General features: G+C 40.3%; 24 protein-coding genes, 11 tRNA genes and 1 pseudogene. 4 read left to right on the top strand and 32 right to left on the bottom strand.

From position 1 onward, the window contains the following. Nucleotides 1-121: 121 nt before the first annotated feature. The 12 genes from J7J00_RS03445 to J7J00_RS03390 all read right to left on the bottom strand — a co-directional run bounded on the left by J7J00_RS03445 (nt 122) and on the right by J7J00_RS03390 (nt 1,847). Nucleotides 122-195, bottom strand: a tRNA-Gly gene (locus J7J00_RS03445). Nucleotides 196-224: 29 nt separating this feature from the next. Further along, nucleotides 225-301 (bottom strand) — tRNA-Pro (locus J7J00_RS03440). A gap of 7 nt (nt 302-308) precedes the next feature. Further along, a tRNA-Arg gene (locus tag J7J00_RS03435) sits at nt 309-385 on the bottom strand. An 18-nt stretch (nt 386-403) separates the two neighbouring features. Then, nucleotides 404-489: transfer RNA gene (locus J7J00_RS03430), tRNA-Leu, on the bottom strand. A gap of 58 nt (nt 490-547) precedes the next feature. Continuing rightward, nucleotides 548-629, bottom strand: a tRNA-Leu gene (locus J7J00_RS03425). Nucleotides 630-638: 9 nt separating this feature from the next. Beyond that, nucleotides 639-714, bottom strand: a tRNA-Lys gene (locus J7J00_RS03420). 9 nt (nt 715-723) lie between these two features. After that, nucleotides 724-798 (bottom strand) — tRNA-Gln (locus J7J00_RS03415). A gap of 75 nt (nt 799-873) precedes the next feature. Then, nucleotides 874-949, bottom strand: a tRNA-Asp gene (locus J7J00_RS03410). Between the two features lie 25 nt (nt 950-974). Beyond that, nucleotides 975-1,046 (bottom strand) — tRNA-Glu (locus J7J00_RS03405). A gap of 17 nt (nt 1,047-1,063) precedes the next feature. Then, nucleotides 1,064-1,154: transfer RNA gene (locus tag J7J00_RS03400), tRNA-Ser, on the bottom strand. Nucleotides 1,155-1,161: 7 nt separating this feature from the next. Further along, nucleotides 1,162-1,236, bottom strand: a tRNA-Asn gene (locus J7J00_RS03395). Between the two features lie 146 nt (nt 1,237-1,382). After that, entirely contained in the window at nt 1,383-1,847 is a 465-nt protein-coding gene (locus tag J7J00_RS03390; protein WP_214787471.1) for a SprT family protein, read from the bottom strand. Nucleotides 1,848-1,930: 83 nt separating this feature from the next. Here J7J00_RS03390 and cmpA point away from each other — a divergent pair, with 83 nt between their 5' ends. Continuing rightward, nucleotides 1,931-2,050: a cortex morphogenetic protein CmpA gene (gene cmpA, locus J7J00_RS03385; RefSeq protein WP_098372179.1), complete on the top strand. Its 120-nt coding sequence runs from the start codon at nt 1,931-1,933 to the stop codon at nt 2,048-2,050. A gap of 74 nt (nt 2,051-2,124) precedes the next feature. Here cmpA and J7J00_RS03380 read toward each other — a convergent pair whose 3' ends face one another. From J7J00_RS03380 to acpS, 14 genes are all read right to left on the bottom strand, one after another. Beyond that, nucleotides 2,125-4,308, bottom strand: coding sequence for a Tex family protein (locus tag J7J00_RS03380; RefSeq protein WP_214787469.1), 2,184 nt, complete (start codon nt 4,306-4,308; stop codon nt 2,125-2,127). A gap of 92 nt (nt 4,309-4,400) precedes the next feature. Continuing rightward, nucleotides 4,401-5,012 carry a SpoIIE family protein phosphatase gene (locus J7J00_RS03375; RefSeq protein WP_309487129.1) on the bottom strand — a complete coding sequence of 204 codons (612 nt, stop codon included), beginning with the start codon at nt 5,010-5,012 and terminating at the stop codon, nt 4,401-4,403. Further along, nucleotides 5,009-5,797, bottom strand: coding sequence for an RNA polymerase sigma factor SigB (gene sigB, locus J7J00_RS03370; protein ID WP_034306363.1), 789 nt, complete (start codon nt 5,795-5,797; stop codon nt 5,009-5,011). Before sigB ends, J7J00_RS03375 begins: the two co-directional genes overlap by 4 nt. Next, nucleotides 5,775-6,248: an anti-sigma B factor RsbW gene (rsbW, locus tag J7J00_RS03365; protein WP_098372177.1), complete on the bottom strand. Its 474-nt coding sequence runs from the start codon at nt 6,246-6,248 to the stop codon at nt 5,775-5,777. Before rsbW ends, sigB begins: the two co-directional genes overlap by 23 nt. Further along, nucleotides 6,245-6,577, bottom strand: a complete 333-nt coding sequence (locus J7J00_RS03360) for an anti-sigma factor antagonist (protein WP_098372176.1) — start codon at nt 6,575-6,577, stop codon at nt 6,245-6,247. The genes rsbW and J7J00_RS03360 overlap by 4 nt, the downstream gene beginning before the upstream one ends. A gap of 59 nt (nt 6,578-6,636) precedes the next feature. Next, complete coding sequence (locus J7J00_RS03355) at nt 6,637-7,647, bottom strand: PP2C family protein-serine/threonine phosphatase (RefSeq protein ID WP_141994006.1); 1,011 nt, start codon at nt 7,645-7,647, stop codon at nt 6,637-6,639. A 10-nt stretch (nt 7,648-7,657) separates the two neighbouring features. Continuing rightward, nucleotides 7,658-8,059, bottom strand: a complete 402-nt coding sequence (locus J7J00_RS03350; RefSeq protein ID WP_048682056.1) for an anti-sigma regulatory factor — start codon at nt 8,057-8,059, stop codon at nt 7,658-7,660. A 3-nt stretch (nt 8,060-8,062) separates the two neighbouring features. Next, on the bottom strand, nt 8,063-8,419 hold the full coding sequence (locus J7J00_RS03345) for an STAS domain-containing protein (RefSeq protein ID WP_214787467.1): 357 nt from the start codon (nt 8,417-8,419) through the stop codon (nt 8,063-8,065). Nucleotides 8,420-8,421: 2 nt separating this feature from the next. Continuing rightward, nucleotides 8,422-9,249, bottom strand: coding sequence for an RsbT co-antagonist protein RsbRA (locus J7J00_RS03340; protein WP_214787465.1), 828 nt, complete (start codon nt 9,247-9,249; stop codon nt 8,422-8,424). Nucleotides 9,250-9,664: 415 nt separating this feature from the next. Then, nucleotides 9,665-10,015 carry a type II toxin-antitoxin system PemK/MazF family toxin gene (locus tag J7J00_RS03335; RefSeq protein ID WP_034306610.1) on the bottom strand — a complete coding sequence of 117 codons (351 nt, stop codon included), beginning with the start codon at nt 10,013-10,015 and terminating at the stop codon, nt 9,665-9,667. Nucleotides 10,016-10,022: 7 nt separating this feature from the next. Then, entirely contained in the window at nt 10,023-10,304 is a 282-nt protein-coding gene (locus tag J7J00_RS03330) for a CopG family ribbon-helix-helix protein (protein WP_034306380.1), read from the bottom strand. Between the two features lie 160 nt (nt 10,305-10,464). Further along, the gene (gene alr, locus J7J00_RS03325; RefSeq protein ID WP_214787463.1) at nt 10,465-11,685 is read right to left on the bottom strand and encodes an alanine racemase; all 1,221 of its coding nucleotides are present in this window, start codon (nt 11,683-11,685) and stop codon (nt 10,465-10,467) included. A gap of 185 nt (nt 11,686-11,870) precedes the next feature. After that, nucleotides 11,871-12,875, bottom strand: coding sequence for a LolA family protein (locus tag J7J00_RS03320; RefSeq protein ID WP_076373138.1), 1,005 nt, complete (start codon nt 12,873-12,875; stop codon nt 11,871-11,873). A 244-nt stretch (nt 12,876-13,119) separates the two neighbouring features. Further along, nucleotides 13,120-13,470 carry a holo-ACP synthase gene (gene acpS, locus J7J00_RS03315; protein ID WP_053537119.1) on the bottom strand — a complete coding sequence of 117 codons (351 nt, stop codon included), beginning with the start codon at nt 13,468-13,470 and terminating at the stop codon, nt 13,120-13,122. A 108-nt stretch (nt 13,471-13,578) separates the two neighbouring features. On the opposite strand from acpS, the gene J7J00_RS03310 reads away from it, so the two are divergent. Next, nucleotides 13,579-14,169, top strand: a complete 591-nt coding sequence (locus J7J00_RS03310) for a rhomboid family intramembrane serine protease (protein WP_214787461.1) — start codon at nt 13,579-13,581, stop codon at nt 14,167-14,169. 26 nt (nt 14,170-14,195) lie between these two features. Here J7J00_RS03310 and J7J00_RS03305 read toward each other — a convergent pair whose 3' ends face one another. From J7J00_RS03305 to cshA, 3 genes are all read right to left on the bottom strand, one after another. Continuing rightward, entirely contained in the window at nt 14,196-15,659 is a 1,464-nt protein-coding gene (locus J7J00_RS03305; protein WP_214787459.1) for a PH domain-containing protein, read from the bottom strand. Next, nucleotides 15,652-16,125 carry a PH domain-containing protein gene (locus J7J00_RS03300; RefSeq protein WP_214787473.1) on the bottom strand — a complete coding sequence of 158 codons (474 nt, stop codon included), beginning with the start codon at nt 16,123-16,125 and terminating at the stop codon, nt 15,652-15,654. Before J7J00_RS03300 ends, J7J00_RS03305 begins: the two co-directional genes overlap by 8 nt. 212 nt (nt 16,126-16,337) lie before the next feature. Continuing rightward, nucleotides 16,338-17,837, bottom strand: a complete 1,500-nt coding sequence (gene cshA / locus J7J00_RS03295; RefSeq protein ID WP_214787444.1) for a degradosome RNA helicase CshA — start codon at nt 17,835-17,837, stop codon at nt 16,338-16,340. Nucleotides 17,838-19,117: 1,280 nt separating this feature from the next. Between cshA and J7J00_RS03290 the strand changes: the two genes are divergently transcribed. Then, nucleotides 19,118-20,269, top strand: a complete 1,152-nt coding sequence (locus J7J00_RS03290; protein ID WP_214787441.1) for a PP2C family protein-serine/threonine phosphatase — start codon at nt 19,118-19,120, stop codon at nt 20,267-20,269. Between the two features lie 53 nt (nt 20,270-20,322). Here J7J00_RS03290 and J7J00_RS03285 read toward each other — a convergent pair whose 3' ends face one another. The 3 genes from J7J00_RS03285 to J7J00_RS03275 form a co-directional block, all read right to left on the bottom strand. Continuing rightward, nucleotides 20,323-21,702, bottom strand: a complete 1,380-nt coding sequence (locus tag J7J00_RS03285; protein ID WP_214787438.1) for a UDP-N-acetylmuramoyl-tripeptide--D-alanyl-D-alanine ligase — start codon at nt 21,700-21,702, stop codon at nt 20,323-20,325. A gap of 158 nt (nt 21,703-21,860) precedes the next feature. Continuing rightward, a complete protein-coding gene (locus J7J00_RS03280; protein ID WP_214787437.1) occupies nt 21,861-22,943 on the bottom strand; it encodes a D-alanine--D-alanine ligase in 1,083 nt (360 codons plus the stop codon). Between the two features lie 373 nt (nt 22,944-23,316). Next, nucleotides 23,317-24,099, bottom strand: coding sequence for a hypothetical protein (locus J7J00_RS03275; RefSeq protein ID WP_214787435.1), 783 nt, complete (start codon nt 24,097-24,099; stop codon nt 23,317-23,319). Between the two features lie 344 nt (nt 24,100-24,443). Between J7J00_RS03275 and J7J00_RS03270 the strand changes: the two are divergent. Next, nucleotides 24,444-24,935 (top strand): annotated as a pseudogene (locus tag J7J00_RS03270) (class I SAM-dependent methyltransferase); the annotation flags it as partial. Nucleotides 24,936-25,127: the final 192 nt, after the last annotated feature.

The following is a 25,127-nucleotide window of genomic DNA, read 5'->3' as shown; positions in this document are numbered from 1 at the left end:
TGAGCCAGGATCAAACTCTCCGAAGAAATGTTTGACTTGCTCATTTGCTTTTTTGATAGTGTGTGCTCACTTAAAATTTAACGTTGGCGCTTTGTTTTGTTCAGTTTTCAAAGAGCAATAATGGAGCGGGTGAAGAGAATCGAACTCTCATCATCAGCTTGGAAGGCTGAGGTTTTACCACTAAACTACACCCGCATTTAATTTCGAAATATTTTAAGAAAGAATGGTCGGGAAGACAGGATTCGAACCTGCGACCCCTTGGTCCCAAACCAAGTGCTCTACCAAGCTGAGCTACTTCCCGTAAAATATGGTGCGCCCGGCGGGAGTCGAACCTACAACCTTCTGATTCGTAGTCAGATGCTCTATCCAATTGAGCTACGGGCGCTAATTTCTATGATGTTATTGGTGCGGCCGAGAGGAGTCGAACCTCCACGGGGTTTCCCCCACTAGGCCCTCAACCTAGCGCGTCTGCCATTCCGCCACGACCGCGAAAGCGACTTTGTAAGTTTAACACCTTTTCAACTTGATGTCAAGAAGAAAATATCAGTGCGGGTGAAGGGACTTGAACCCCCACGCCTTGCGGCGCCAGATCCTAAGTCTGGTGCGTCTGCCAATTCCGCCACACCCGCGAAAATAAATGGTGAGCCATGAAGGATTCGAACCTTCGACCCTCTGATTAAAAGTCAGATGCTCTACCAACTGAGCTAATGGCTCTAAATAAAATGGCTGGGCTAGAAGGGATCGAACCTTCGCATGACGGAATCAAAATCCGTTGCCTTACCGCTTGGCTATAGCCCAATAAACAATTACTAATTAACAGCCAGAATAATATTATATCACAATAACATTATTTTAGCAAGTGTTTTTTAAAAATGGCGGTCCCGACGGGAATCGAACCCGCGATCTCCTGCGTGACAGGCAGGCATGTTAACCGCTACACCACGGGACCAGCATTATGATCATGTATATGAAAGTGACCCATACGGGATTCGAACCCGTGTTACCGCCGTGAAAGGGCGGTGTCTTAACCGCTTGACCAATGGGCCTTGATAAAATATGTAACTGGCGGAGAAGGAGGGATTTGAACCCTCGCGCCGCTTACGCGACCTACACCCTTAGCAGGGGCGCCTCTTCAGCCTCTTGAGTACTTCCCCAAAAAAATGGCTCCGCAGGTAGGACTCGAACCTACGACCGTTCGGTTAACAGCCGAATGCTCTACCACTGAGCTACTGCGGAATAATAAAAATTGGGTTCCTTTTTCACGCTCAAGGACCTTAGTGTTTGTCGTTAAGACAAGTTGTTATCTTGTCGACTCTTATGATTATAAAGAGGTTACAACTTAAAGTCAAGAGTTCTTTTATGTTTTTTTATATTTTTGTTATTCACTCCTTAAACCCTTGATAAATCAATGATCCACGACATTTACCACACACGAAACGGCTAGTGTCGATTCGTTTTTTTCTTATATATACCTGCTGACAGTCTTCACATTTATATTGAATAGTATTCATCTTTTTCTTTAATTGGTTAGATGGCAGCGGCTCGCAAAATCTTGGTGCCCCCACTTTTTTGAGTAAATGCTTAAAGTCCGCATCACGATGCTGGTACCCTTTCTTCTCAATGTGCAAATGATAATGACACAATTCATGCTTAATGATTCCAATCATTTCTTCCACCCCGCGTTCATCAAGATACTTCTTATTGATTTCTATATTGTGTGAACGGAGCAGGTATCGTCCTCCTGTTGTTCGGAGACGTGGATTAAAACTGGCTTTGTGTTTAAAGGCCTTTTTAAAGTCTTTCATCGAAATTTCTTCTACTAGTTTTTGCAATTGCCGATTATCCATTTCCCCCTCCCTTTCTTTGGTAACATGACAACCCATTATAACATAGACTAATAATACAATAGGAAACTAAGGGAGGAAAAGCTATGCCTAATTGGTTCCAGAATCAAATCCGTAAAGCCTTTTATGAAAAGGATTATTATCAAGTGAAGATGTTGAATCAATGTTGGTTTTTTTATCAAAAGAAAGAAAGTCTCAGGGTATAGATTCAACTGTGCCCCAAATATAAATACATCGCTTCAAAAAAACCCCTTCTAATATAGAAGGAGCTTACCATAGGCTAGTTTTGATCCTTGGGCTCGAGCATCGTTAAAGATACCCTTTGCTTTTTGGGGTCAACCAGTTCGACCCATACCGTCACAACATCCCCAACGGCAACTACATCCAATGGGTGTTTTACAAACCGGTTGCTCAGTTTGGAGATATGTACCAGTCCATCCTGTTTGACACCGATGTCCACAAACGCACCGAAATCCACAACATTCCTCACTGTACCTTGTAATTCCATCCCAGTTTGCAGATCCTCCATTTTTAGTACATCCTGCTTAAGCAGTGGTTTTGATAATTCATCGCGAGGATCTCTTCCCGGTTTCATCAAATCATCTATGATATCTTTAATCGTGATTTCCCCAATTTCCAATTCATCGACCAAATCAGCCGGATTTAGTTTACCCAACTCTTCATTCAATGCATCACTGCCTAAATCCTCAGATGTAAACCCCATTTTCTTTAATAATTTATTCACGGCACTATAGTTCTCAGGGTGTATCGCGGTTTGATCCAAAGGTTCATCTCCATTAATGATACGTAGGAACCCTATACATTGTTCATATGTTTTGGCACCAAGCCGGGGAATTTTCTTTAATTGCTTCCTGCTTGAAAACTTCCCTTCCTCTTCCCTTTTCTTCACAATATTTTGAGCAACCGATTTTGATAAACCAGCTACATATTGTAATAGAGACGATGAAGCGGTATTGACATTCACTCCCACTTGGTTAACAGCTGTTTCCACTACAAAGGTGAGAGATTCCGTTAACTTTTTCTGGGACACATCATGTTGATACTGACCTACCCCCACGGATTGGGGGTCAATTTTAACAAGTTCGGCAAGGGGATCTTGAAGCCTCCTGCCTATCGAAACTGCGCTTCTCTGTTCTACTTGAAGATTCGGAAACTCTTCACGGGCTATATCCGAGGCTGAATACACGCTGGCTCCCGCTTCATTAACAATTATATATGAAATGTTCCCCTTCACTTCTTTTATAATATCTGCAATGAATTGCTCTGATTCACGTGATGCCGTACCATTGCCGATTGCCACGATCTCAACCGAGAACCGCTGAAGTATTTCGATCGTTTTTTCACGGGAAGCATTAAGCTTCGCAGCAGGAGGATGCGGATAGATTACACTGATATCGAGTACCTTTCCGGTTTCATCGATGACAGCCAACTTACACCCAGTCCGATATGCCGGATCTAAGGCTAGGACCACTTTCCCTTTAAGCGGGGGCTGCAAGAGCAGGTTCCGGAGGTTTTCAGAGAAAATATGGATAGCTTGATCCTCAGCCTTTTCCGTCAGCTCTTTTCTGATTTCCCGTTCTACAGAAGGCATGATCAAACGTTTGAGTCCATCCTCAATCGCAGATTTAAGAACAACTTGGGCTTCAGATTTGTTGTTTTTAATGATTTTCCGTTCCAGATGACCAATGATTATTTCAGTCCGAGGATGAATGGAGATTCGTAAAACCTCTTCCTTTTCACCTCTATTCAGCGCCAACACCCGATGTGGTACAATTCTTTGAACCGGCTCCTCATATTCATAGTACATCTCGAAGATATTTTTCTCGTCCTTCTCTTCATTTTTCACAGTTGAAACCACTTTTCCAGCTTTGAAAATTTCAGCCCTTATCCACTTCCTTAATTCTGCATCATCGGAAATATGTTCAGCTATGATATCCTGCGCTCCTGTAATAGCCTCTTCAATAGATGAAACTTCTTTTTCTGCCGATATGAATTCTGCAGCTTTTTCGCTAACTCGGGCATGCAATTGACATTCCAAAAGCCAATTAGCCAATGGTTCAAGACCCTTTTCTTTAGCGACTGTTGCTTTCGTTCTCCTTTTTTGTTTGAATGGCCTGTATAAATCCTCGACTTCCTGCAGTTTTGTCGCTTTTTCGATTTGTCTTGTTAATTCTTCCGTCAATTTCCCCTGTTCACCAATCGAACGCGTAACTTCCGCTTTCCTCTGGCCAAGGTTTTCTAAATAGTTCCATCTTTCCATAATGGAACGAATCTGCACTTCATCAAGTGAACCCGTCATTTCTTTTCTATACCGCGCAATAAAGGGGACAGTATTACCCTCTTGAAGCATCTGTATGACGTTTTGGACTTGATGATTTTTCAAAGTTAGCTCATTTGATATTTGTTTAATCAATTCTTTTAATGTATCTTCTACGACGATCATTATGTTTACCTCCAACGTTTTGATCTGATATATATAGTCTAGCAAATGAGAGATGAAGTTGCGAATTCCATACAAAAAAGCTCACTTCCGAACTACGGCGAAAGTAAGCTTCCTAAAATGAAAGTTGTATCATCTGCAGTTAATGGACTGCTTTTTAATATGCATTGGGCGTTCTTATCGATAGGGACCAGCCTTTTCAAAAAAGTTTTAGCTCCCTTAAGTTCTAAACCATCGGAATGAAGAATGAATTTTGCATTTGGTTCATATTTGTATCTCTGCGTCCTGTATTTCTGTTTCCTTCCTGATAAATACCCTGTAACAGGTAAAGGATAAACGAGTTTATCGTCACTTGGATTATACAGGAAAAAGCGGATGTTACCAACTGAACTGTATACAAATTCATTCTTGTCATAAAAAATCTTCAAAATGGAAACGGCTGCTCCACGTTTATCGATTAAAACTTGATTGCACACGGCCATTAGTGAGTCGACATCCAACTCATGATTACGTTTAACTTCCTCGATGACGGCATGGGAGGAATCGTAAGCATTTTTCCCGCTGCCCAGACCATCTGCCAGTACACAGACAAAGTATTCTTTCGTATGAAGAAAAAAGTAATCATCACCACAGTAAACCATCCCGTTTTTAGACGATTGAGAGACAAGGACTTCTATTTTTTCTCCCCTCAGAATATCTTTGATCACTGAATTAACTCCGAGTTTTCAGCATTAATGGCTTCTTGAAGTTTCTTGATCGCGCGGCGTTGGAGCCTTGACACATGCATTTGGGAAATCCCAAGTTTATCGCCCGCTTCTTTCTGACTTAAATTCTCTAAATAAGTATGTTGAATGATCATCTTTTCACGGTCACTCAGCACATGCAGCACCTTTTCAAGTACAAGTCTCTGATTGACCTTTTCAAAACCTTCATCGACATTCCCGAATATATCAAGCAATGTGACAGTACCGCCATCAGAATCCGCCTCAATAGAATGATCCACGGATAAAGCTTGATAGCTTTTTCCCATTTCCATCGCCTCTAAAACTTCTTCTTCAGTCACGCCTATACTATCGGCTATTTCATCTATTCTTGGTGAACGATGCAGAGTTGTAGTTAATTCCTCGACAGTCACCCTGATTTTCGGACCAAGTTCCTTAATTCTCCTTGGCACATGGACACTCCATGTTTTGTCACGCAGGAACCTTTTGATTTCGCCGATTATAGTAGGGACAGCAAATGCCTCAAAGCTCTTACCGAAAGATTCATCATATCGTCGAATGGCACCTAACAAACCAATCATGCCGACTTGGGAGATATCCTCCTGAAATGATTTCCCTTTCGCATATTTACGGGAGATTGTTTCAACCAAACTTTTATAATGGATGACTAGATTGCTCTGTGCTTCCTCATCTTGATTCTGCTGGTAAGCTCTAATCCATTCATTTACCTGTTCTCTTTGTGCCTGGTTAGGTTGAGACTGTTTTTGCATCCATCTCCACCTGCTCTCCTTCTAAAAACTTAGTCATAAATACTGTAACCCCATCATGCTGATGAATTTTCACATCATCCATCAGAGTTTCAATAAGGTAGAGACCCAAGCCTCCTTCTCTCAAAAGTTCGACTTTTTGTCCATTTTCGTATGGACCGATTCCTTGACGAACCTCTTCGAAATTACAGCTCTTACCACTATCAGAAACCATGACCTCCAAGCGGTCAGGATAAAGGCCGAAACTTACTTTCACTTCACCTTTTTCAGAATCTTTATATGCATGCTGTACCGCATTTGTACAAGCCTCACTTGTAGCGATTTTCAAATCCTCAATTTCATCATACGCAAATCCCATCCGGCTTCCTATCCCAGAAAGCGTTAAACGAATGACACCGATGAATTCTGGTTTTGCAGGTATTTTCATTTCGATGTAATCATATACTTGACTCATTCTAACCCACCCTCTGTACCACTTTTTATATCAATGATATCTGCAAGACCTGTTATATCAAATAAACGTCGTAACCTTTCTGATAAGCCAACTAAAGTGAATTCGCCATTATGTGCCCTTACGCTTTTAAAAGCACCGACAAACACCCCAAGTCCCGTACTATCCATATAAGAAACTTCAGTTAAATCAATAGTAATCGAAACATTATCCTGCTCCGAAATCGGAAATAGTGATTCTCTTAATTTCGGTGCAGTATATGCATCGATTTCACCTTTAAGTTTTACAATAAATTCAGAATTTAATTCATTAACATCTACAGTTATATTCATCAATGACCCACCTCTTCAAATCCTCTTCATTTCTATATCTATACCCAGCAGAAAAAATACTAAACATTTGATTTTAAAATTATTAATGTAAAATCATCCCTCAGTTGGAAGTTCTGCATTTTCTCCAATTGTTTATATATATTATTCACCATTTCCTGGGCTTGCAAATGCATATTCTTTTTAATGAAACCAATAAGTGTTTCCCTTTCTATGAACCCATCATTCGTCCGGCACTCCGTTACTCCGTCAGATAATAAAATGATCATGTCTCCATGATTCACCGTTTTTTCATATTGGCGATACCTTGTTTTTTTATCAACGCCAAGCAACAAGCCCTTTGCATCCAAATCGCTAAAAGTACCCGTTGCGGCGTCATAGTAAAAACCAGGTTCATGTCCGGCAGAAGCATAGGAAAATTGCCTGTCATGCGGATCATATAAGCCATAGAACATGGTTATGAACATGCTTGGATCCACATTATGCTCCACAACACGGTTCAAACTCTCAAGCACACTATTCGGTTCATGACGATGCTCCGGAAGACTGTCCATCGCATATTTGATCATCGACATGCACAACGCAGCAGGGATCCCCTTTCCAATGACATCGGCTATCCCTACCCCTATCCGCTCATTTTCATCTTGGACGAAGTGATAGTAATCCCCGTTCATCTGCCTCGCCGGAACACTGATCACTCCTATTTCAAGAGCTTTGATATCAGGAATCTTCGTTTCCAAAAGAGTATGTTGAACGTTTGCCGCTATCTCGATTTCCGTTTTCAGTTCCTGCTGCTGATGTCTAAGGCTTTGATGTTCACGGTATGCAATGCCGTAGCCCATCATGACTTCTAGCAGAAAATCGAAAGAATCCAATACTTTTCCCGGTAATTCCGGGTAAAGTTCCATCAAGTTATTTTTATGCATACTGATGATTTCTTCTGGAGATATATTGTATTTGATATGTAGGCGGCTAATCTTTTGCCCTTGGTAGAGTGCCTGCTCATTTTGGTCTTTAAGATAGGTAGAAAGCGCCTCATGATACTTTTTCTCCATGTTCTCTCTAATGTCCATAGTCCCCCCCCTAACGGAGCCATTTCGTAGCGATAATCTTAGTCCCTTCACCTGGTATCGATTCGATATCAAAGTCATCCATTAAACGTTTGGCTCCAGGAAGGCCTGCGCCCAGTCCCCCCGAGGTGGTATATCCATCTTCCATGACTCTGCGGATATCCTCAATTCCCGGCCCTTGGTCCTCTGCAATGATTTTCAATCCTGACTTCCCATTTATATTTAGCTTTTCTATGCTAACACTGCCTTGTCCAGCATATAGGTATATGTTTCGGGCCAATTCGCTAATGGCCGTCGTGATCCTGGCCTGGTCTACAGTACCGAACCCCAACTCTTTAGCGACATTTCTTCCGAGCTGCCTTGCAGCTACGATGTCCCATTCATTTATGATTTTTACGCAGGATTGGAACTCCATTCTTTAATCCCCCAATTCCTGTTGTAATTTCTCCAGGCCTTTCTCTAAGTCTAATGCTGTCAGAACATCATCGAGACTAATTCCCAGTTCAATTAATGTTATTGCAACAGCTGGCTGGATTCCCGTAATTACAACTTTGGCCCCCATAAGCTTAGACATGCTAAAGACATCGCCTAATACCTTTGCGATAAAAGAATCAATAAAATCTATTGAGGTAATATCTATAACAACGCCATTCGCGCTTGTTTCATGAATCTTATGCAGTAAATCCTCTTGAAATTGAAGAGCTGTCGCATCATCCAATTCCCACTGTATAGAGACTAACAAGCAGTCATAAAGCTTTAATATCGGAATCCTCATACTTATCCCTCCACCTTTACGATCTTACGGCTCGTTAATTCCAACGCAACTTCTATCCCTTTTTTTAACGTATTTTTTGTAATCACTTCGTTTAAATTAATTCCAAGATTAACGATGGTTTGGGCTATTTCAGGGCGGATGCCGCAAAGTATACATTTGGCGCCCACCAATCGGACCGCTTCCGCAGCTTGAATGATATGATGGGCAACCATCGTATCCACGACCGGCACACCCGTTATATCGATAAGAACAACTTCAGATCTATGCTTAACCACGCCAGTCAACAAGTTTTCCATTATCTGTTTGGCACGTTCCGTATCAATCGTACCAACCAGCGGCATTACCGTAATGCCTTCCAATACAGGAATGAGCGGAGCCGAAAGTTCTTGCAACGCTATTTTTTGCATGGAAACCGTTCTTTCCCAAGTTTGAGTATATATATTGACTATTTCATTATTTATCGGTGTGGCCCATTTATCCAAATGGTTAACAAGATTGACTTGATTATCAGGAGTAACCAGACCCTTTTCCACCATTCCATTAATGACAATTAAAGTGAATTTATGAAGTCCTTCATTGACGAAAGTAAGAGGCCATCCCAATTGGACGACTTTCTCGGCAAAATCAGAAAGCTTCAATGTGAATTCCTTGTTTTTACTATCAACGTTCGTGATAATCATATCTATAAATTCACCGCTCGTTTGCGTGAACATTCGATCTGAGACGACTTTAATTAATCTTTCGTCCGTACTTTCCTTCATGATGCCCATCCACTCAGTAAGGATGTAATCTTGATTTTGCTTAATAAAATCGTAAACCAATTGATTCATAATATCCTCCCATTCTAACACAATTGCTATGTTTCCCCGTCCTCGTCACAAGGATGTTAATTAACTGTAATCTTATTCCCATCTGGATTTTCTTCGAGATTCCCAACTACACTTTTCTTTTTTTAGGTATTTACAACATAACTACATACCCAAAATTCAGCTAAGAAAAACATCAATTAAAGAAAAGTTAGGGAGGTACTATAAAAAACAATGAACGTTCGATTCAATATCTAACTGTATAATGTTTTTATTCGTCAATTTTTTCATATTTCCTGCTGATACTTTTTGGACATATGTTCATGTTATTTCACAAAAAAAAACACGATTCCCACATTTGGAGGAATCGTGCCATCTAAAATAGCATCAAGAATGATTTGTATTATAATAACGCCCGGCTTAACGGGAAAAATTTTCTTTAAAACTCAATGAGGCCTAAACTAATTTGTAAAGCTTCATTGACTTTTTGCATCATCGGTTCGTCAAGATGCGTAATTTTATCAGTTAAACGCTGCTTATCAATTGTCCGGATCTGTTCTAATAAAATGACGGAATCCCGCTCGAATCCGTACTTTTTTGCATTAATCTCAACATGTGTAGGCAATTTCGCTTTTTGAATTTGAGCTGTAATGGCTGCCACGATCACAGTCGGACTAAAGCGATTACCAATATCGTTTTGTAAAATTAGTACCGGACGGGTCCCACCCTGCTCTGAACCAACCACCGGGGAAAGGTCTGCGAAGTATACGTCACCACGCTTAACAACAATCAATGGCTCAGCCTCCGCTAACTAATCGTTCAACGCAATGACCAGCCTCGAATTCAGCCTGGAAGGCTTCAGAAGCAATCGTTAAATTAATGGCCGCCATTTCAATATAACCGCGTTTCATCGATTCACGAAACTCTTTCTTTTTACGTTCGCGAAGATACATTTTTGTGGCACGATAAATAAATTCACTGCGATTCACATTTTCCTCACTCGCATACCCATCTAACTCTGTTAAAAAATTTTGAGGTAATCGAATTAATATCTCTCTTGTTGCGCTGGATTCAGACACAAACATACACCTCCACCATCACTACACACCTTTATTATATATCCTTTTCAATATTACCATTAAATTGCCTATCTGCAAAGAGTATATTCTATTCTAAATCTTATTATCAGCATAATAAAGGAAATCTTATTCACAATCTTAGGATTTTTTTACAATCTGGTCATTCCAAGATGAAATTGCGTACATGATTCATCTGATTGTCTTTAATATATATGCGGGGCACTCTTGCTCCGATCATACATGTTACCTCATAGTTGATTGTCTCCAGTTTTGCCGCTATCTCATCAACAGTAACTGATTCATCCCCATCATTCCCCATTAATGTAACCTCTGTTCCTACAGGGTATGGTCCAGGAAGCTTGATCATGCATTGATCCATGCAAATCCTTCCGACTATGGGCACTCTTTTTCCATCCACAAGAACTTCCTGACCTTGCAGCTTACGGATCCAGCCGTCAGCATAACCGATTGGCAAAGTCCCAATCCATTCATCACCTTCAGCCGTATAAGTCGCCCCATAACTAACGCTTTCACCCTTGGCAAGCAGTTTAACCGCGACCATCTTCGTTCTCAATGATATAGCCTGTTTTAATGGAAATGGCAATATCGGCTTCATCTCCATGGAAGGACTCAAACCATACATGGAAATCCCCATTCTTATTGCATTCCATTCAGGATCGGTGAACCTTAAAGAAGCTGCACTATTGGCTGCATGAACATATTCCGGCTTTCTGGTCAATTCGGAAAGCATCCCTTTAAAGAAAGCAAGCTGCGCTTCATAAAAGTCAGTCTTTATTTCATCCGCCGTCGCGAAATGAGTGAATATCCCTTGGAAATTGAAACAAGCTCCCCTCTCAAGCAAACTTTCCACTTTCATGAGTTGGCCTTTATCTCGAATACCGATTCTCCCCATGCCGCTATCCACTTTTACATGGATTTGCAAAACTTGTCCCGGTTTCAACAAATCCTTTGCCTTCTCCAACCATGCTACATCGAAAACCGTCAAGGAAATCCCATACTCGGCAGCAAGCGCTGCACTTTCAGGCCTCGATGCCCCAAGTACAAGAATCGGAGCCAATATTCCCTTTTTCCGCAAGGCGAGAGCTTCATCCAAAAAAGCGACACTTAAAAAATCTGCCCCCGCTTCAAGCGCCGTTTTAGCCACTTCATAGTCCCCGTGTCCATAAGCATTCGCTTTAACGACAGCGAAGAGACTAACACCTTTCCTTAAACTTTTTTTCATTGAAGAAATATTTTCGAAAATATTATCCAAATTTACTTCTGCCCATGTATCTCGATGAAATGTTTTCGTTTCCAAGACCTTTTCCTTCTTTCCTACACTCACAATAAGATTCTTCCCATAGCGAAGTTTTCGTTTCATTATAGGACCATTCTATAACCAACCGCTAGAAATATAAAGTGCTTTTTCACCTTGATTCTATTTTACCCAGCTGCCAGTCTAAATCAAATGGAAGGATTAAAAATGTCAACAAGCTGCTTCCCCGCCTATCCTACCTAGAAGAAACCTTCATAAGGAGACGGGAAACATCAGCTTGTTATGTAATCCTATTTGACTGGATCTTCCCCAACCGAACGGGCGACTTCTATCATTTCTTCCTGTGTCAAATCCTTTGATGCAAGCATATAATCGACACCTTCAAAAGTCCATGCAATCGTATTTCCTGTCATGGCTCCGACAGTATAACCCAAGTCAACCGGTTCTCCATTCACATTCGTCGAAACGGATGTTTGAACCACCTCAGCTTTTTCCTGTACCAATGTAAAACTTTTTGTACCCTCATAGGTCAAAACGACTCGTTCTCCCTTTTCCGTCGTAATTTCTTTTTCTTCCGTTAAATTCATATCACCAATATTTTCAGGGTATTTCACCGCAAACCCCTCATTTTGGACTTCCGCCATAACAGGAGCTTCAAGTTGTGCACTTGTCATGTTTTTCTTCATATCAAATGAATCTTTATCAAATGTCGTATCGAATTTAACTTTTGAGAATTCAACAAGAACCAATGCAGTCTTATCGGGGTCCATGACTTTCACACTGACTGGAGATAAATCCTTTTTGTTTATAGTAATCTCTTGATATGGCAACATTTTATTGTTTTGGTAGCGCGTTTTCGTTTCAAAGACATAATGTTTATCCGTTTCTTTATATGTCGCACTTTTATCTTCCGTAATGTCTTTCACCAACGACTCGAACAAATAGGCCTGACTGCTGTTCTCCGGCCACTCGCTTTGAAATTTAAAACTTTTATTCAAAGCTGGCGTCAAAACATATACACCATCATCATTTTTCAATATCATCTGGCTTTGATCCTTCTCTTCATTTTTCAGATTCACGCGGTAAAAAGAGGGGTCCTTATGCCAAATCTCCACATTATACACTTGAGGTTCCGTCCCCATCTTTAATGTCATCTTCGCGTTAGCTTTATATCCTTTCATTTCGCCAAGCTTCTCATTCAATTCACTCACTACGTCACTCTGTGATTTTTGGCCGCAAGCAGAAAGAGCAAGCAAGAGCATGATCCCTGCAAAAAGCATTACCATCTTCTTCATCTTTTCAACCCCTTTTTGTCATTTGAACGTAAAAGGGAGAGGAAAAGGCAGGATCCGGACATTGGCTCGACTGATGTCTTAGATTCCTCAGTATTTTAGACACGGACCAATTTTAAGATCCGACTAAAAACTTTTCGAGAGCACCTACTCTGCCATGTACCTTTTACCGGGCCTTGTCTCCCTATAGCACTAAATGTATATGAGACAACCTTAAGGTTTATGACCCGATTGGACAAAACTCCATTCACCCTTCGATTACGACTTGCGCAACCGCATAATCCCTGCTGTGGCTAATCGAAAGATGGACCCCTTCAGAAAACGGCTTCGAAATCACCGGCTTTCCTTTATCATCCGAGATGATTTCAATATCCAAAAAGGATAAGTGCTTACCGATCCCTGTACCGTTCGCTTTTGAAAAAGCCTCCTTTGCCGCAAAACGCCCAGCAAAATACTCGACCTTCCTTCTTCCATTTAACTTTTCGAAAATCAAGATTTCACTTTCTGTTAATATACGCTCCTTTAAACGGGGTTGCCGATTAATCAATGTTTCCATTCTATCCAACTCAGTAATGTCCACGCCTATACCTTTAATCACTTTGACACCTCTTCTATTCATTTAATAGGTTGCATATCATTAGGAGGACTCTTTTACCTGAAAATGATACTATTGTATCTAATTAAAAACGATAATAAGGAGGAATTTATGTTTACAAGAACAGAAGGCTTCCGCGAATACGCAAATTCATATCGAGCTGTAACTGTGCTCATACTCATTATGATGATTGTATTCGTTCTCGTCCTTTTCCCCACATTTCCCGGCAATGTACTCTTTTATTATGGCACAGGTGTTAACTTATACATCGCTGATGGACAATGGTGGCGTTTAATCACCCCCATCTTTCTACATAGCACGTTTACACATTTACTGTTTAATGGATTCTCCCTTGCCATCTTTGGTCCATTCCTAGAGAAATTACTTGGCACCGTCAAGTTTTCAATCTTCTTTTTATCGACAGGGCTCCTTGCCAATATCGCAACCTTCCTAATTAACCCACTGACATATAACCACGTAGGTGCTAGCGGAGCAATTTTTGGTTTACTCGGATTCTTTCTATATCTTGTCATGTTCAATAAAACCAATTTTACGAACAACGAAAGAAATACAGTATATACACTGACCGGAATTGCCGTTATCATGACCTTCATTCAACCGCAGATCAACGTTGTCGGTCATTTAGCTGGACTGGCAACCGGCTTTTTAACAGCTCCATTATACTTAAGAAAAAAATGGTAGGACAAACAGCCGACTCTTCCTTTAAATCATTGGGAGTCGACTGCTTTTTTAGGTAAATACCATGATTTAATTATTAGGCAATCCTTTTCTTCCACATCAGCAACCACGCCGACCCGGGAATTGATTCCTGATTTAATCGATGCTGAAATCGTAGCTAATTCTTTTCGATTCTGAAACCAACTTTTTTTATATGTGATTGATTGAATTCTGCTTCTCTGCATGATTAATGTTTGCTTTGAGAAAAAACGGCTGCTCAATAGCAACAAATTCCCTTCTATGCTCCATCCTGCATCTCTATATTGCATGAAAGCCCAAAAAATCGCCAACGGTACAAGCAAAAGGGAAAGATAACCCCAAGGTCTGAAAAACCATACCAAGGCACCTATGATTGGGATGAAGTATAGAAACTTACGAAACACATACCGGGAAAGTGCACGCTTAGGTATCGGTGTCATCTCAGTGGTTGTCTCATAAACCGGTAAAATTTCCAGGATTTTTTCATGTAAATGCTTCTTCCTGATTAAAGGGAACAGCATGATCGATAGACTTTCTTTATCTTCCACACTGCCTCCCGCATACTCAATATAAACCGTCGCCAATCCCAATGGCTTTCGAATCAAATTCTCCATGATCCGGATACCTTGTATTTTATGGATAGGGATTGTCAGCTGTCTTTTCTCGAGAATCCCTCTGGAAATAACGATTTCCTCATCCGTTTTTATCACGGTAAAGGAAGCATATTTAATTACCATGCTTAATGTGGCCAGTACATAAACCACCAATAAAGCTACTAGGGCAAATAAGGTCAGAATGATGGTCCCCATTTCAATAAAATCATCATAATCCTTAAATATCCTCTCAAAAGGTATCATTTCATCGAACTGTGAAATAAATGCGATTGCTCCAGATAGGAAGACACCTACCGCTCCCGAAGTGGCAGCCATAACGAATAGTTGCGGCAGCGTCTGCTTAAAAACGGAAGACGATTTTGCTGCATATTCATTATCCGCTACTTCATCTTTATCTATAACAAAAGGATTATTCGCATTTTTTTCCTCACTAATAAAAGCATTGATTCGATCTGCATCACTTTTGCTTATGGCTGATAATACGGCATCAGCCTGAGACCCGCCTGCCGTTTCAATATTCAACTTCACCAGGCTGAATATCCGCTGGATGATGCCCTCTGAAATATCTATGCTATGAATCCGATCAAACTTTATATACCGTTTCTTCCTTACGAATACCCCGGACTCAATTCTGAATTCTCTCTCTTCCATGCGATATGTAAAGCGCAACCATTGAAGGAATGCATTACCTATAATAAAAAGTATAATAATGGCTATGACCAGCGGTTGTATCCATCCAGGAATCCCTTCATTCTTCCCAGGAATGACGACCACTAACAAAAAAGGGATGACTAACTCCTTAATCGATTTTATGATGTTAAGCAATACAGCTATGGGGTGCAGCCTTTTAGGATCAGACATCTTCTTCCTCCACACTTGCCATTCTTGAAATATAATGCCTCAATTCATTTGCCTCTGCAAGGTCCAAGGCAGGGATAACATGAAGGGTCGCTGCAGTGGAAATTTCAACGGAGGCTAAATCGTATTTTCTTAATAATGGCCCTTGCTTCGTTTCAACATGCTGAACCCTTATCATGGGGATGAGTGTTCTTTTAATGACGAAAATACCACTTTGGATATCAATTTCAGTATTTCTTACTTCGTAACGCCACCTCTTCCATTTCACCGACGGAATCAGAAAGATGGCCAGATAGGATTGGATTATCGAAATTATGATCAACGCTCCAAACACCCAATATGTCCAATCAAAAATGATTGTAAGCACGAGTACGGCGATGCTTATAATCCAGGTTATTGAACAGCTTATAAGACCACTGATTTTCCACACGGTCAAGGCCTTATTCGATATACGTTTTTCAGGTTCCATGTGCTTCTCCTCTTCCGGACAGGTAATGCTAATTGAATCATCATCATCCATCCTTGCTTTCATCCATTATACTATAATTAAATACTGGAAATTAACCCCTTTTCAAACAAAGCCTTTGGGCATTCCACAAAAAACCTTTACCATTCGGATACCATAGCATTGGAGATGCACATAAAAAAATGCCGCTCAATTGAGCGGCATTTCCAATTCAATTAAATCTTATTTGATTTTTCTCTTTTTTGGCTCGTGCTACGGTTTCCGTAACCATTCGATTTACGGTTCGTGCTTGGGCGTTTACTTGATCCGCTACCGTAATCTTTTCTGCCTGAAGAACTGCGGCCATTGCGCTGTCTGTTACTAGAAGAACTGCTTCCTCCGCGATTACGACGCATTGGAGATGGAGATTCTTCCGTTAACTTGATTGGCGTTTGATCCGGTTCTTTTGTCATTGATTTAAGCATGGCTGCCACTAAATCCGCCGCGCTATGTTTTTGTAGTAATTCTTCCGCTTGACCAAGGTATAATGATAAATCATCATTCTCGATTGCAGTAAGGATTTTTTCCGTTACTGCTTTTTGTTGACCTTCCAACGCTTCAGTCAACGTTGGAGTCTTAAGTTTCTCCATACGTTTTTTCGTTGTATGTTCAACCGCATGCAGTTGGCCTCTTTCCCTTGGTGTTACAAACGTAATGGCAATACCGTGTTTACCCGCACGTCCTGTACGTCCAATACGGTGAACGTAGCTTTCCGGATCTTGAGGGATATCAAAGTTGTATACGTGAGTTACGCCGGAAATATCAAGTCCACGTGCAGCCACATCAGTAGCGACAAGTACATCGATGTTTCCTTCTTTGAATTTTTTCAAAACGGATAGACGTTTTGCCTGGCTAAGGTCACCATGAATGCCTTCAGCCATATAACCGCGGATATTCAATGCAGAAGCCAATTCATCCACACGGCGTTTCGTACGTCCGAAGACGATGGCAAGATCCGGTGTTTGAATATCGAAAAGACGTGCCAGTGTATCGAACTTTTCACTTTCTTTTAACTCCAAGTAATATTGTTCGATACGATCCACTGTCATTTCTTTTGCTTTCACACGCACAAGAACGGGTTCCTGCATGAATCTTTCAGCAATTTTACGGATTGGATCAGGCATTGTAGCTGAGAAAAGCAATGTTTGCCTTTCGTCAGGAACAGTTGAAAGGATCAATTCGATATCCTCAATGAATCCCATGTTAAGCATTTCATCCGCTTCATCAAGAACTACAGTGTGAACTCCGCCTAATTTAATATTTTTACGTTTGATATGGTCTAAAAGACGACCAGGCGTACCAACGATAATATGTGGTTTTTTCTTTAAAGCACGGATTTGACGGTCGATGTCTTGTCCACCATAAACTGCAAGTACACGAGCGCGTTTTCCGTAACCAAGCTTGAAAAGTTCCTCGGAAACTTGAATCGCAAGCTCACGTGTAGGTGCAATGACAATCCCTTGCACGTTTTCGTTATTAATATCGATGTTTTCCATCAATGGAATACCAAATGCCGCTGTTTTACCTGTTCCCGTTTGCGCTTGACCAATGATATCTTTACCTTCAAGTGCTAGAGGTATCGTTTGGGATTGAATCGGACTCGCTTCCTCAAATCCCATTTTTTCTATTGATTTCATGGACGTTCTATCTAAACCTAATTCGCTAAACAATGTCAATGTTTTCGTACTCCTTTTTATATCGTAAATTTACACGTGCATTCATGGATCATGCACAGATGTTTTTAGTTCAAATCCTCATCATCATGACGGATGTTCTTCTTTATCTCTTATAAAAAGTTTATCATTATCACCTAAAAGTATGTCTGCCTTTTAGTTCAAATGAACTCAATATGATTTTTTAAAAAGGAAATATACCAGTACGGACATTCACCGGCATTTTTAACTTCGCGCACGTGTAGACTTATCATTTACATACGCTCATCTTTTTAAAAGTACATGTAACCAAAATTAAATTCAATATGGAAAATTAAAAGTAGCATAAACGGGTGTTTCACCGTTTTATTCAGGTGAGGGCTGCTGCACCTATTATTCATCAGACTTAAAAAGGCTGTGTGAACAAAACTTGACGAGAGCCAAGATTCTTATACAAAACAGGCCCGGTGCGTTGAGGATTTGCAGAAGTGGAAAAGCGCTTAAATGCGGCTTTATTCCCTAATAGCTACTAAAGCCGCCAAGAGATGCAGCTTTTATATATGACCAGACGCGCGGCCTATTTAATCTAAAATAATCTCAAGAATGAACTCATGAAACATGTAAGAACATACAATTTTGTTGCCTCAACCTGATTAATTTAAATAATCATCAATGATAAGACATTTAAACTCATACTCATATTACCATTTTCAAACTGTTAATGCAATAAAGGATATCGCCTCATTCAGAGTTACTAAAAACTTTAGATCGTTTCTAATACGAGGAAATTGGATAGTCCCACCTGATAATTGTGCAGCCTGATTTATTCATCACTAGGATTACCTTAGTTACTAAATCCATTCATGCGTAAGTGGATTTAAGACTGCAGACAAATTCGGAAGAAAGCGAGTTTGCCTAAGGTTTTTCCCTTTAAAGAACGTTCCAGTCGGTTTCAGAAATCCAGTTAGGAGGATTTCAGTAACCTAGTCCTGTTTTAGGATGAGACCATTCCAACCACTTACTGTATCCATTTAAATGCTTTGCAAAACGAACATCTATACATGATATGTGTGTAAATCAAATAGTTTCAACAAACCTTTTTCAGGAAGGATTAGTTCGAATGAATGGCCACCATCCACGGTACCCCCGTAGGAAAAAGAAAGGACTTATTATGAATCCACTTTGAATTTACAGGTATATGGAATCATTTAGTTTTCGAAAATCCCATCTTTTCACTCGAAATTTATAGTAAATAAGCCTAAATGCAGTATGATTGACCTATCAACAAAACAACGGGGGGTTATATGAATATATTCACAATAGATGTTCCTTTATGTAAGGATCTTGGTCGAATCTTAAAGAAAATGAACAAGAATGTCACCTTTTTGGAGGATCCACTCAATCAAAGTCATCTATTCTTGGATTCAACGGACTTAATGAAATCATTATTTATTTTACCTTTACACATATCAAAAGATTCTTGGCAGCAAACTTCTTTGTTTGCCTTAGCTGAATCTCACGAAATCCCTATCTTATTCATTTACAAACGCTCTTTAGGAATGGAGATACCCTCGGTTTTACCAGAAAAGACCTTTTATGAAACCATGGCGGTCCCTGCCGATTCAGTAGAAATCAGGATTAAATTAAAATCACTCAAAAATATCAGCATGCAACTGTTTTCGGCAAAAATGAAGGGGCAAGAGTTTGAAAAGATACACCAAAAATCAGCAAGGAGCCTGCGAATTGCAAAGGGCATTCAACTTTCAAATTTACCTTTGCCGATCAATAATGAAGATATAGAAGTCAAAGGTCTTTCCCAGCCTTCGAGTGAACTGTCAGGGGATTTATTTTACTGGACGGAGGTTGATGACAGGATATACGGCTTCATAATGATCGATGTATTCGGAAATGGCAACCATACAGCACTTATAAACATGTCCATACGGACTATGATGCCCGACCTAATCAAACGTGTAAAAGACCCCATTTTCATAACAGAGGAACTGGACAAACATATGCGGGACCTATTTCAAGGAGTTAATCGGGAAAACAAAAGCCATGCTCGCATTACAGCTTTCATAGCATATGTGAATACAAAGGATCGACTCATCGAATATGTGAACTACGGACTTCCTTCAGCCTTTTTGTATTCCCCATGCACCAACCAAATTCTCAATTTAAACGAAGGGGCCGCCCCAAGCGGACTGATTCCCAAATTGCCCATAAAAAAAATAGTCTTTCATTATGAACCGGGAAGCCGTTTCATCATCTATACAGATGGACTCTCTAAAACGCCCATTCCTTCCGCCTTTGACCGGTCTGACAATATCGAGAGGGAATTCATTGAAAATGTCCATCTCGATACAAATGACCTTCTTCAGGAACTTTTGGTCTCAAGGATGAGGCATTCAGTGATTAACGATGACATCTGCATTATTGCAGGGACACTTTTTTAGGTACGATGAAAAAAAGGCCGTTTCAAAAAGAAACGGCCAACTTTCTACGCTTTTTATTTTTGTAGGGCTTGAACGACTTCCTCCAGCTTCATGCCCCTGGATGCTTTAACGAGAATGATGTCATTTCCCTGTGTAGAAGACTTAAGTTCCTCTATAAGCTCCTGCTTATCTTGAAAAGGACGAACCTGCTCCGATGAAAAAGACTTGCTCGCTCCCTTGGCAATAAACTCAGCTAAAGGACCAAACGTGAAGATCTTATCAATCCGCTCATTGGAAATCAATTCACCAATTTTCAAATGAAAGTCTTTTTCCTGTGGCCCTAACTCCAACATGTCTCCCAATACAAGGATCTTTTTCTCGAATCCAGATAATCCCTCAACCAACTCCACTGCTGCCTTAACTGAAGTTGGACTGGCATTATACGCATCATTGATGATTTTCTGCCCTTTTGCGCCTTCGACCAATTCCATCCTCATATTAGTTAACTGAATGGTTGACAGACCTTTACGGATCGATGAATCATCCACATTGAATTCTTTAGCAACCAAGATGGCAGCCAATGCATTAAGAACATTATGATTGCCTAATACGGGTATCTCATAATTGATCTCCTTTTCACCACTTGCGATTGTAAACTCGGTACTGTCTGCCCCTTGGCTTATGGTCTGTGGATATAAATCATTTTGTTCCGTACGTCCAAAAGATATTACGTTTAAATCAGAAAAATCCTTTATGCGATTGCGAAGCAATGGTTCATCGCCATGATATATCAGCGTCCCATCTTTCGCCAAACCTTCGACAATTTCCAACTTTGCATTCGCGATTTCCTCGCGTGATCCTAAATCCAATAAGTGTGATTCACCGATATTGGTAATGATCGCTACATCAGGCTTTGCCATTTTGGATAAGAACTCAATTTCACCGCGGCTGCTCATTCCCATTTCCAAAACAGCCGCTTCAGTATCCTCATCCATAGAAAGCACCGTTAGTGGTAAACCTAAATGATTATTGAAGTTTCCAATGGTCTTATGGACTTTATAGGTAGTGGCCAGCAACGCAGCCGTCATATCTTTCGTTGTCGTCTTACCGTTGCTTCCTGTTATCCCAATGACTTTTATATTCAACTGCTGACGGTAAGAACGCGCCAATTGCTGTAGCGCTTTCTCGGTATTTTCGACAATGATTATCGGTAAATCATTAGGAGGATTCGGAACATCCCTTTGCCAAAAAGAAGCAGCAGCTCCTTGCGCTAAAGCTTGCTTGACATACTGATGGCCGTCAACCTGCTCACCCTTTAGCGGAATGAACAAACATCCTTCCTTAACTGTTCTTGAATCGATGGTAACCCCATTAATTCCTTTGGACTGGAATGGACTGATATCATTTAATCCCTCTGCCATTTCATGTACTTGTTTTAACGTTCTCTTTATCATTTTGTTCCTCCCACATTCATCGAACCATTAATCGCTCTCTACTTCCAATAACCAAACGAAGCAGAAACCAGTTTAAATTGCACCGGTTCCTGCTGATTGGAATCCATCAAAACAACGTTTGATGGATTGTGAAGTTTACTGCTACATTACTTGCATGATCAAACTGTATATTTGATTTGTTGTTTTTCCTGATGACGTTCCAAGGCAAGTTTCACGAGTTTTTCAATTAGCGCTGGATAGTCGACACCTGTGTGCTTCCACAATAACGGAAACATGCTGAAAGGAGTAAACCCAGGCATTGTATTCACTTCATTAATATAGATTTGCCCCTCATTCGTTAAGAAGAAATCAGCGCGAACCAATCCAGAGCAATCCAATGACTTAAAGGCAGCAATGGCCATTTCGGATAAAGTTGCATACTCGCTTTCCGATATCTCCGCTGGAATGACCATCGCTGAATTACCGTCTACATATTTTGCTGAATAATCATAGAAGGCAAAATCCTTCTTAGGGATGATTTCGCCTGCCACTGAACAAGACGGTTCATCATTACCGAGAATACCAAACTCTAGTTCACGAGCAACGACTCCTTCCTCAATGATGATCTTCCGATCGAATTGAAAAGCTTCCGCTACCGCTTTTTCCAGTTCATCAGCATCATTACATTTGCTGATACCGACACTCGAGCCTAAATTGGCAGGTTTAACAAAACATGGGTACCCAATATCATCCGCTACCTTTTTAATGGCACTTTCAGTATTTTTCTCCCATTCAGAACGAATGAACCAAGTGTATTTCACTTGAGGAAGTCCTGCCTGGGCAAAAATATTTTTCATGATAACCTTATCCATTCCAGCTGATGAAGCTAAAACGCCATTGCCTACATAAGGGAGATTCAATAGTTCCAGCATCCCTTGTACGGTTCCATCTTCTCCATTCGGTCCGTGAAGCAATGGGAAAATTACGTCATACCCTGTTGATTCACTATTTTCATCAGTTGAATGTGCCTGCAAGGCAAGAGGCGAGCTCGATTTATCCGGTGAAAATGTCAAAGCCTCCACATTCTCGGCAGGTCCTGTTAACTTTGGTCCATTAATCCATGAACCCTCTTTTGTTATGTAAATCGGATATATATCAAATTTTGCTAAATCGAGAGCTTTAATGACCGCTAAAGCCGTCTGCATAGAAACCTCATGCTCCGCAGATTTTCCACCATAAAGCAAACCAAGTTTAGTTTTCATGAGTTATTACCCTCCAATATTCTTTTAACCATGTTCATTGTATCACTTTACACTAAAACGGATAAAGCGAAACTTCCATCATTCGAGCTTTACCAATGATGGTTAGTTGAGCCAATCGGGCATTTACAGGCTGTTAGACCTCCACATTTCTTTTTTGTTACATCTTTCATCGGCCTGCCCTACAGCCTGTTAATGCGGGGTAAAGCGAAACTTCCATCATTGGTTATTTTCCAATGATTACTACACGGGATAAAACCGCCACGTCCTGTGGGTCGCCCTCTCTTATCTTTTATGCATGAGATGGTAAGTCTTACACCTAAAAAATTCGAGGATGTCAAATAATCCAATCCGCGAACCTTTGAAGTTAAGATCATCAGGAGGACGATGTATTTTTAATAACGCTTTCCCATACCTTTTCTTTTCGATTGAAGATAATAAAGGCATCGGGCTCATTAATATCTCTATCCAAAAAGTCATCATGCATCTCATCCATATTTAAATAATCCCCTACGACCCATGCAGGTATCTCAATTTTCGTTCTTGTATACTTAACATCACGAAAGGAAAAAGCGAGCCCCTCAGCCAGAATATGAGCCAAGGAAGAAATGATTTCTGCTGGAATCGCCGTCAGCTCTTTTTTCTTTCTGATTCCTAGCCACGTCCTCTCTACTTTTAATGGCTCCAGCTTTAGCGGAATCAGGCTTCCTAACATCATATAATAGGTCGAAAGAGAACGAAAATAAATTTTATTGAACCAGCCATCATCCTGGGCAAGGTACACAAATTGATTATTCAATTTACGGAAAAACGGGGGACTCAGATGGGTTTTAGCGTGTCTTAAATATAAAAGTTCCGCTAATTCCCTTCCATCCAATTCATCCAGTCCTTCCGCCTCTTCAAAATCGACCCAACAGAAATCTCCATATGCCCGAACATTTTCTTTAACGAGCTTCGCAATATCCTCAGATGAAGCGCTCTCTAGCAGGACATTCAAATTGTATTCCCCACCATCGAATTGATGTTTCAATAATAAGATGGAATCCAAGGTATATGGCAGCGAATAGACGAATTCACGAAAATTGAGTCCATTAAAAAGGACAAACCGTTCGGAAGCCTGCATATACATATAAAAGATATCATTGCTATCATTTTTCATAACCTGACCCCCTCCGAGCTCTCAATCAATAATGTTATTTTATCAAACTTTTGGGTTTTCACGTAAGTTATATAGCCCCCAATATTAATCATCATCAGCATCGTGTAAATAATGCGAAACATAAAATCCATATTAACCCAAATGAATATCCCTATTACAGTAAAAAATATCGAATTGGAGGAATTGATCATGGATAAAGTTAAAAAAGCTTTTATCATTTATTCTTTTCAAGGGGAACGCTTCCCCTGATGCAACTAAAAGATTAGGTCTATGGCAATCAGAGAGATATGCCCATTCGAAAAATGTTTATATCAGGATAATGCAATCCTTGATATGGATGCGGTACAGGAAGAACCACCTTCACACTATATAAAAAAGGATTCCATAATATAACGGGCATCAATCTAACACCTGACATGATTACTGAAGCCGAAAAAATAGCCATGAATATAACGTGGACATACCCTTTATCCTTGGCGATGCAACGAACCTCCCTTTTCAACAACTCATCATTCGAAAAAGCAATCTTCGCTTTTAATGGTTTAATGCAAATTTCCCAGCAAAAAAACCGCACATTGGCTTTAAAAGAAATCAACCGTATTTTAAAACCTGAAGGACCCTTCATTTTCACAACACATGACCGTGATAAAAACGAAAATCATCTGATTTTCTGGGAACAAGAGGAAATGATTCGGTGTGGAGGTAAACTATTTTATGAGCTTGGGTATATTTTGATATCCGGAAAGACGCCTCAAGAAATACTTACCTCCATATCCCTACTCAACTTGAATGAAGGATACAGGGTTTACAGTCATCGAGAGCTTTTACCGATGTGAAACATTCCATGAAAACGATGATGTCAACGCTTTCTCTTCCGATTGCAGCTTCTTGATCGTCAATCGGAAAAAAAAGCGCATTTTAATTCAAAAAAAAATCCAGAGTGACATTTCACTCTGGATTTTTTATATTAAGAAACTTGCTCTAATTCTTCTTTGGAAGGAGGGTTGAATTGACCTTCCCATTTAGAG

The organism is Bacillus sp. ISL-4 (genome assembly GCF_018613275.1).
Lineage (GTDB): Bacteria > Bacillota > Bacilli > Bacillales > DSM-1321 > Peribacillus > Peribacillus simplex_E.
Note: the sequence above shows the minus strand (reverse complement) of the source record. Positions and strands in the feature narration are given on the sequence as shown.

Coding starts and splice junctions, on each gene's coding strand:
- J7J00_RS03390 (WP_214787471.1), bottom strand. CDS start 1,847: ATGGATAATCGGCAATTGCAAAAACTAGTAGAAGAAATTTCGATGAAA.
- cmpA (WP_098372179.1), top strand. CDS start 1,931: ATGCCTAATTGGTTCCAGAATCAAATCCGTAAAGCCTTTTATGAAAAG.
- J7J00_RS03380 (WP_214787469.1), bottom strand. CDS start 4,308: ATGATCGTCGTAGAAGATACATTAAAAGAATTGATTAAACAAATATCA.
- sigB (WP_034306363.1), bottom strand. CDS start 5,797: ATGCAAAAACAGTCTCAACCTAACCAGGCACAAAGAGAACAGGTAAAT.
- rsbW (WP_098372177.1), bottom strand. CDS start 6,248: ATGAGTCAAGTATATGATTACATCGAAATGAAAATACCTGCAAAACCA.
- J7J00_RS03360 (WP_098372176.1), bottom strand. CDS start 6,577: ATGAATATAACTGTAGATGTTAATGAATTAAATTCTGAATTTATTGTA.
- J7J00_RS03355 (WP_141994006.1), bottom strand. CDS start 7,647: ATGGACATTAGAGAGAACATGGAGAAAAAGTATCATGAGGCGCTTTCT.
- J7J00_RS03350 (WP_048682056.1), bottom strand. CDS start 8,059: ATGGAGTTCCAATCCTGCGTAAAAATCATAAATGAATGGGACATCGTA.
- J7J00_RS03345 (WP_214787467.1), bottom strand. CDS start 8,419: ATGAGGATTCCGATATTAAAGCTTTATGACTGCTTGTTAGTCTCTATA.
- J7J00_RS03340 (WP_214787465.1), bottom strand. CDS start 9,249: ATGAATCAATTGGTTTACGATTTTATTAAGCAAAATCAAGATTACATC.
- alr (WP_214787463.1), bottom strand. CDS start 11,685: ATGAAACGAAAACTTCGCTATGGGAAGAATCTTATTGTGAGTGTAGGA.
- J7J00_RS03320 (WP_076373138.1), bottom strand. CDS start 12,875: ATGAAGAAGATGGTAATGCTTTTTGCAGGGATCATGCTCTTGCTTGCT.
- J7J00_RS03310 (WP_214787461.1), top strand. CDS start 13,579: ATGTTTACAAGAACAGAAGGCTTCCGCGAATACGCAAATTCATATCGA.
- J7J00_RS03305 (WP_214787459.1), bottom strand. CDS start 15,659: ATGTCTGATCCTAAAAGGCTGCACCCCATAGCTGTATTGCTTAACATC.
- J7J00_RS03300 (WP_214787473.1), bottom strand. CDS start 16,125: ATGGAACCTGAAAAACGTATATCGAATAAGGCCTTGACCGTGTGGAAA.
- J7J00_RS03290 (WP_214787441.1), top strand. CDS start 19,118: ATGAATATATTCACAATAGATGTTCCTTTATGTAAGGATCTTGGTCGA.
- J7J00_RS03285 (WP_214787438.1), bottom strand. CDS start 21,702: ATGATAAAGAGAACGTTAAAACAAGTACATGAAATGGCAGAGGGATTA.
- J7J00_RS03280 (WP_214787437.1), bottom strand. CDS start 22,943: ATGAAAACTAAACTTGGTTTGCTTTATGGTGGAAAATCTGCGGAGCAT.
- J7J00_RS03275 (WP_214787435.1), bottom strand. CDS start 24,099: ATGAAAAATGATAGCAATGATATCTTTTATATGTATATGCAGGCTTCC.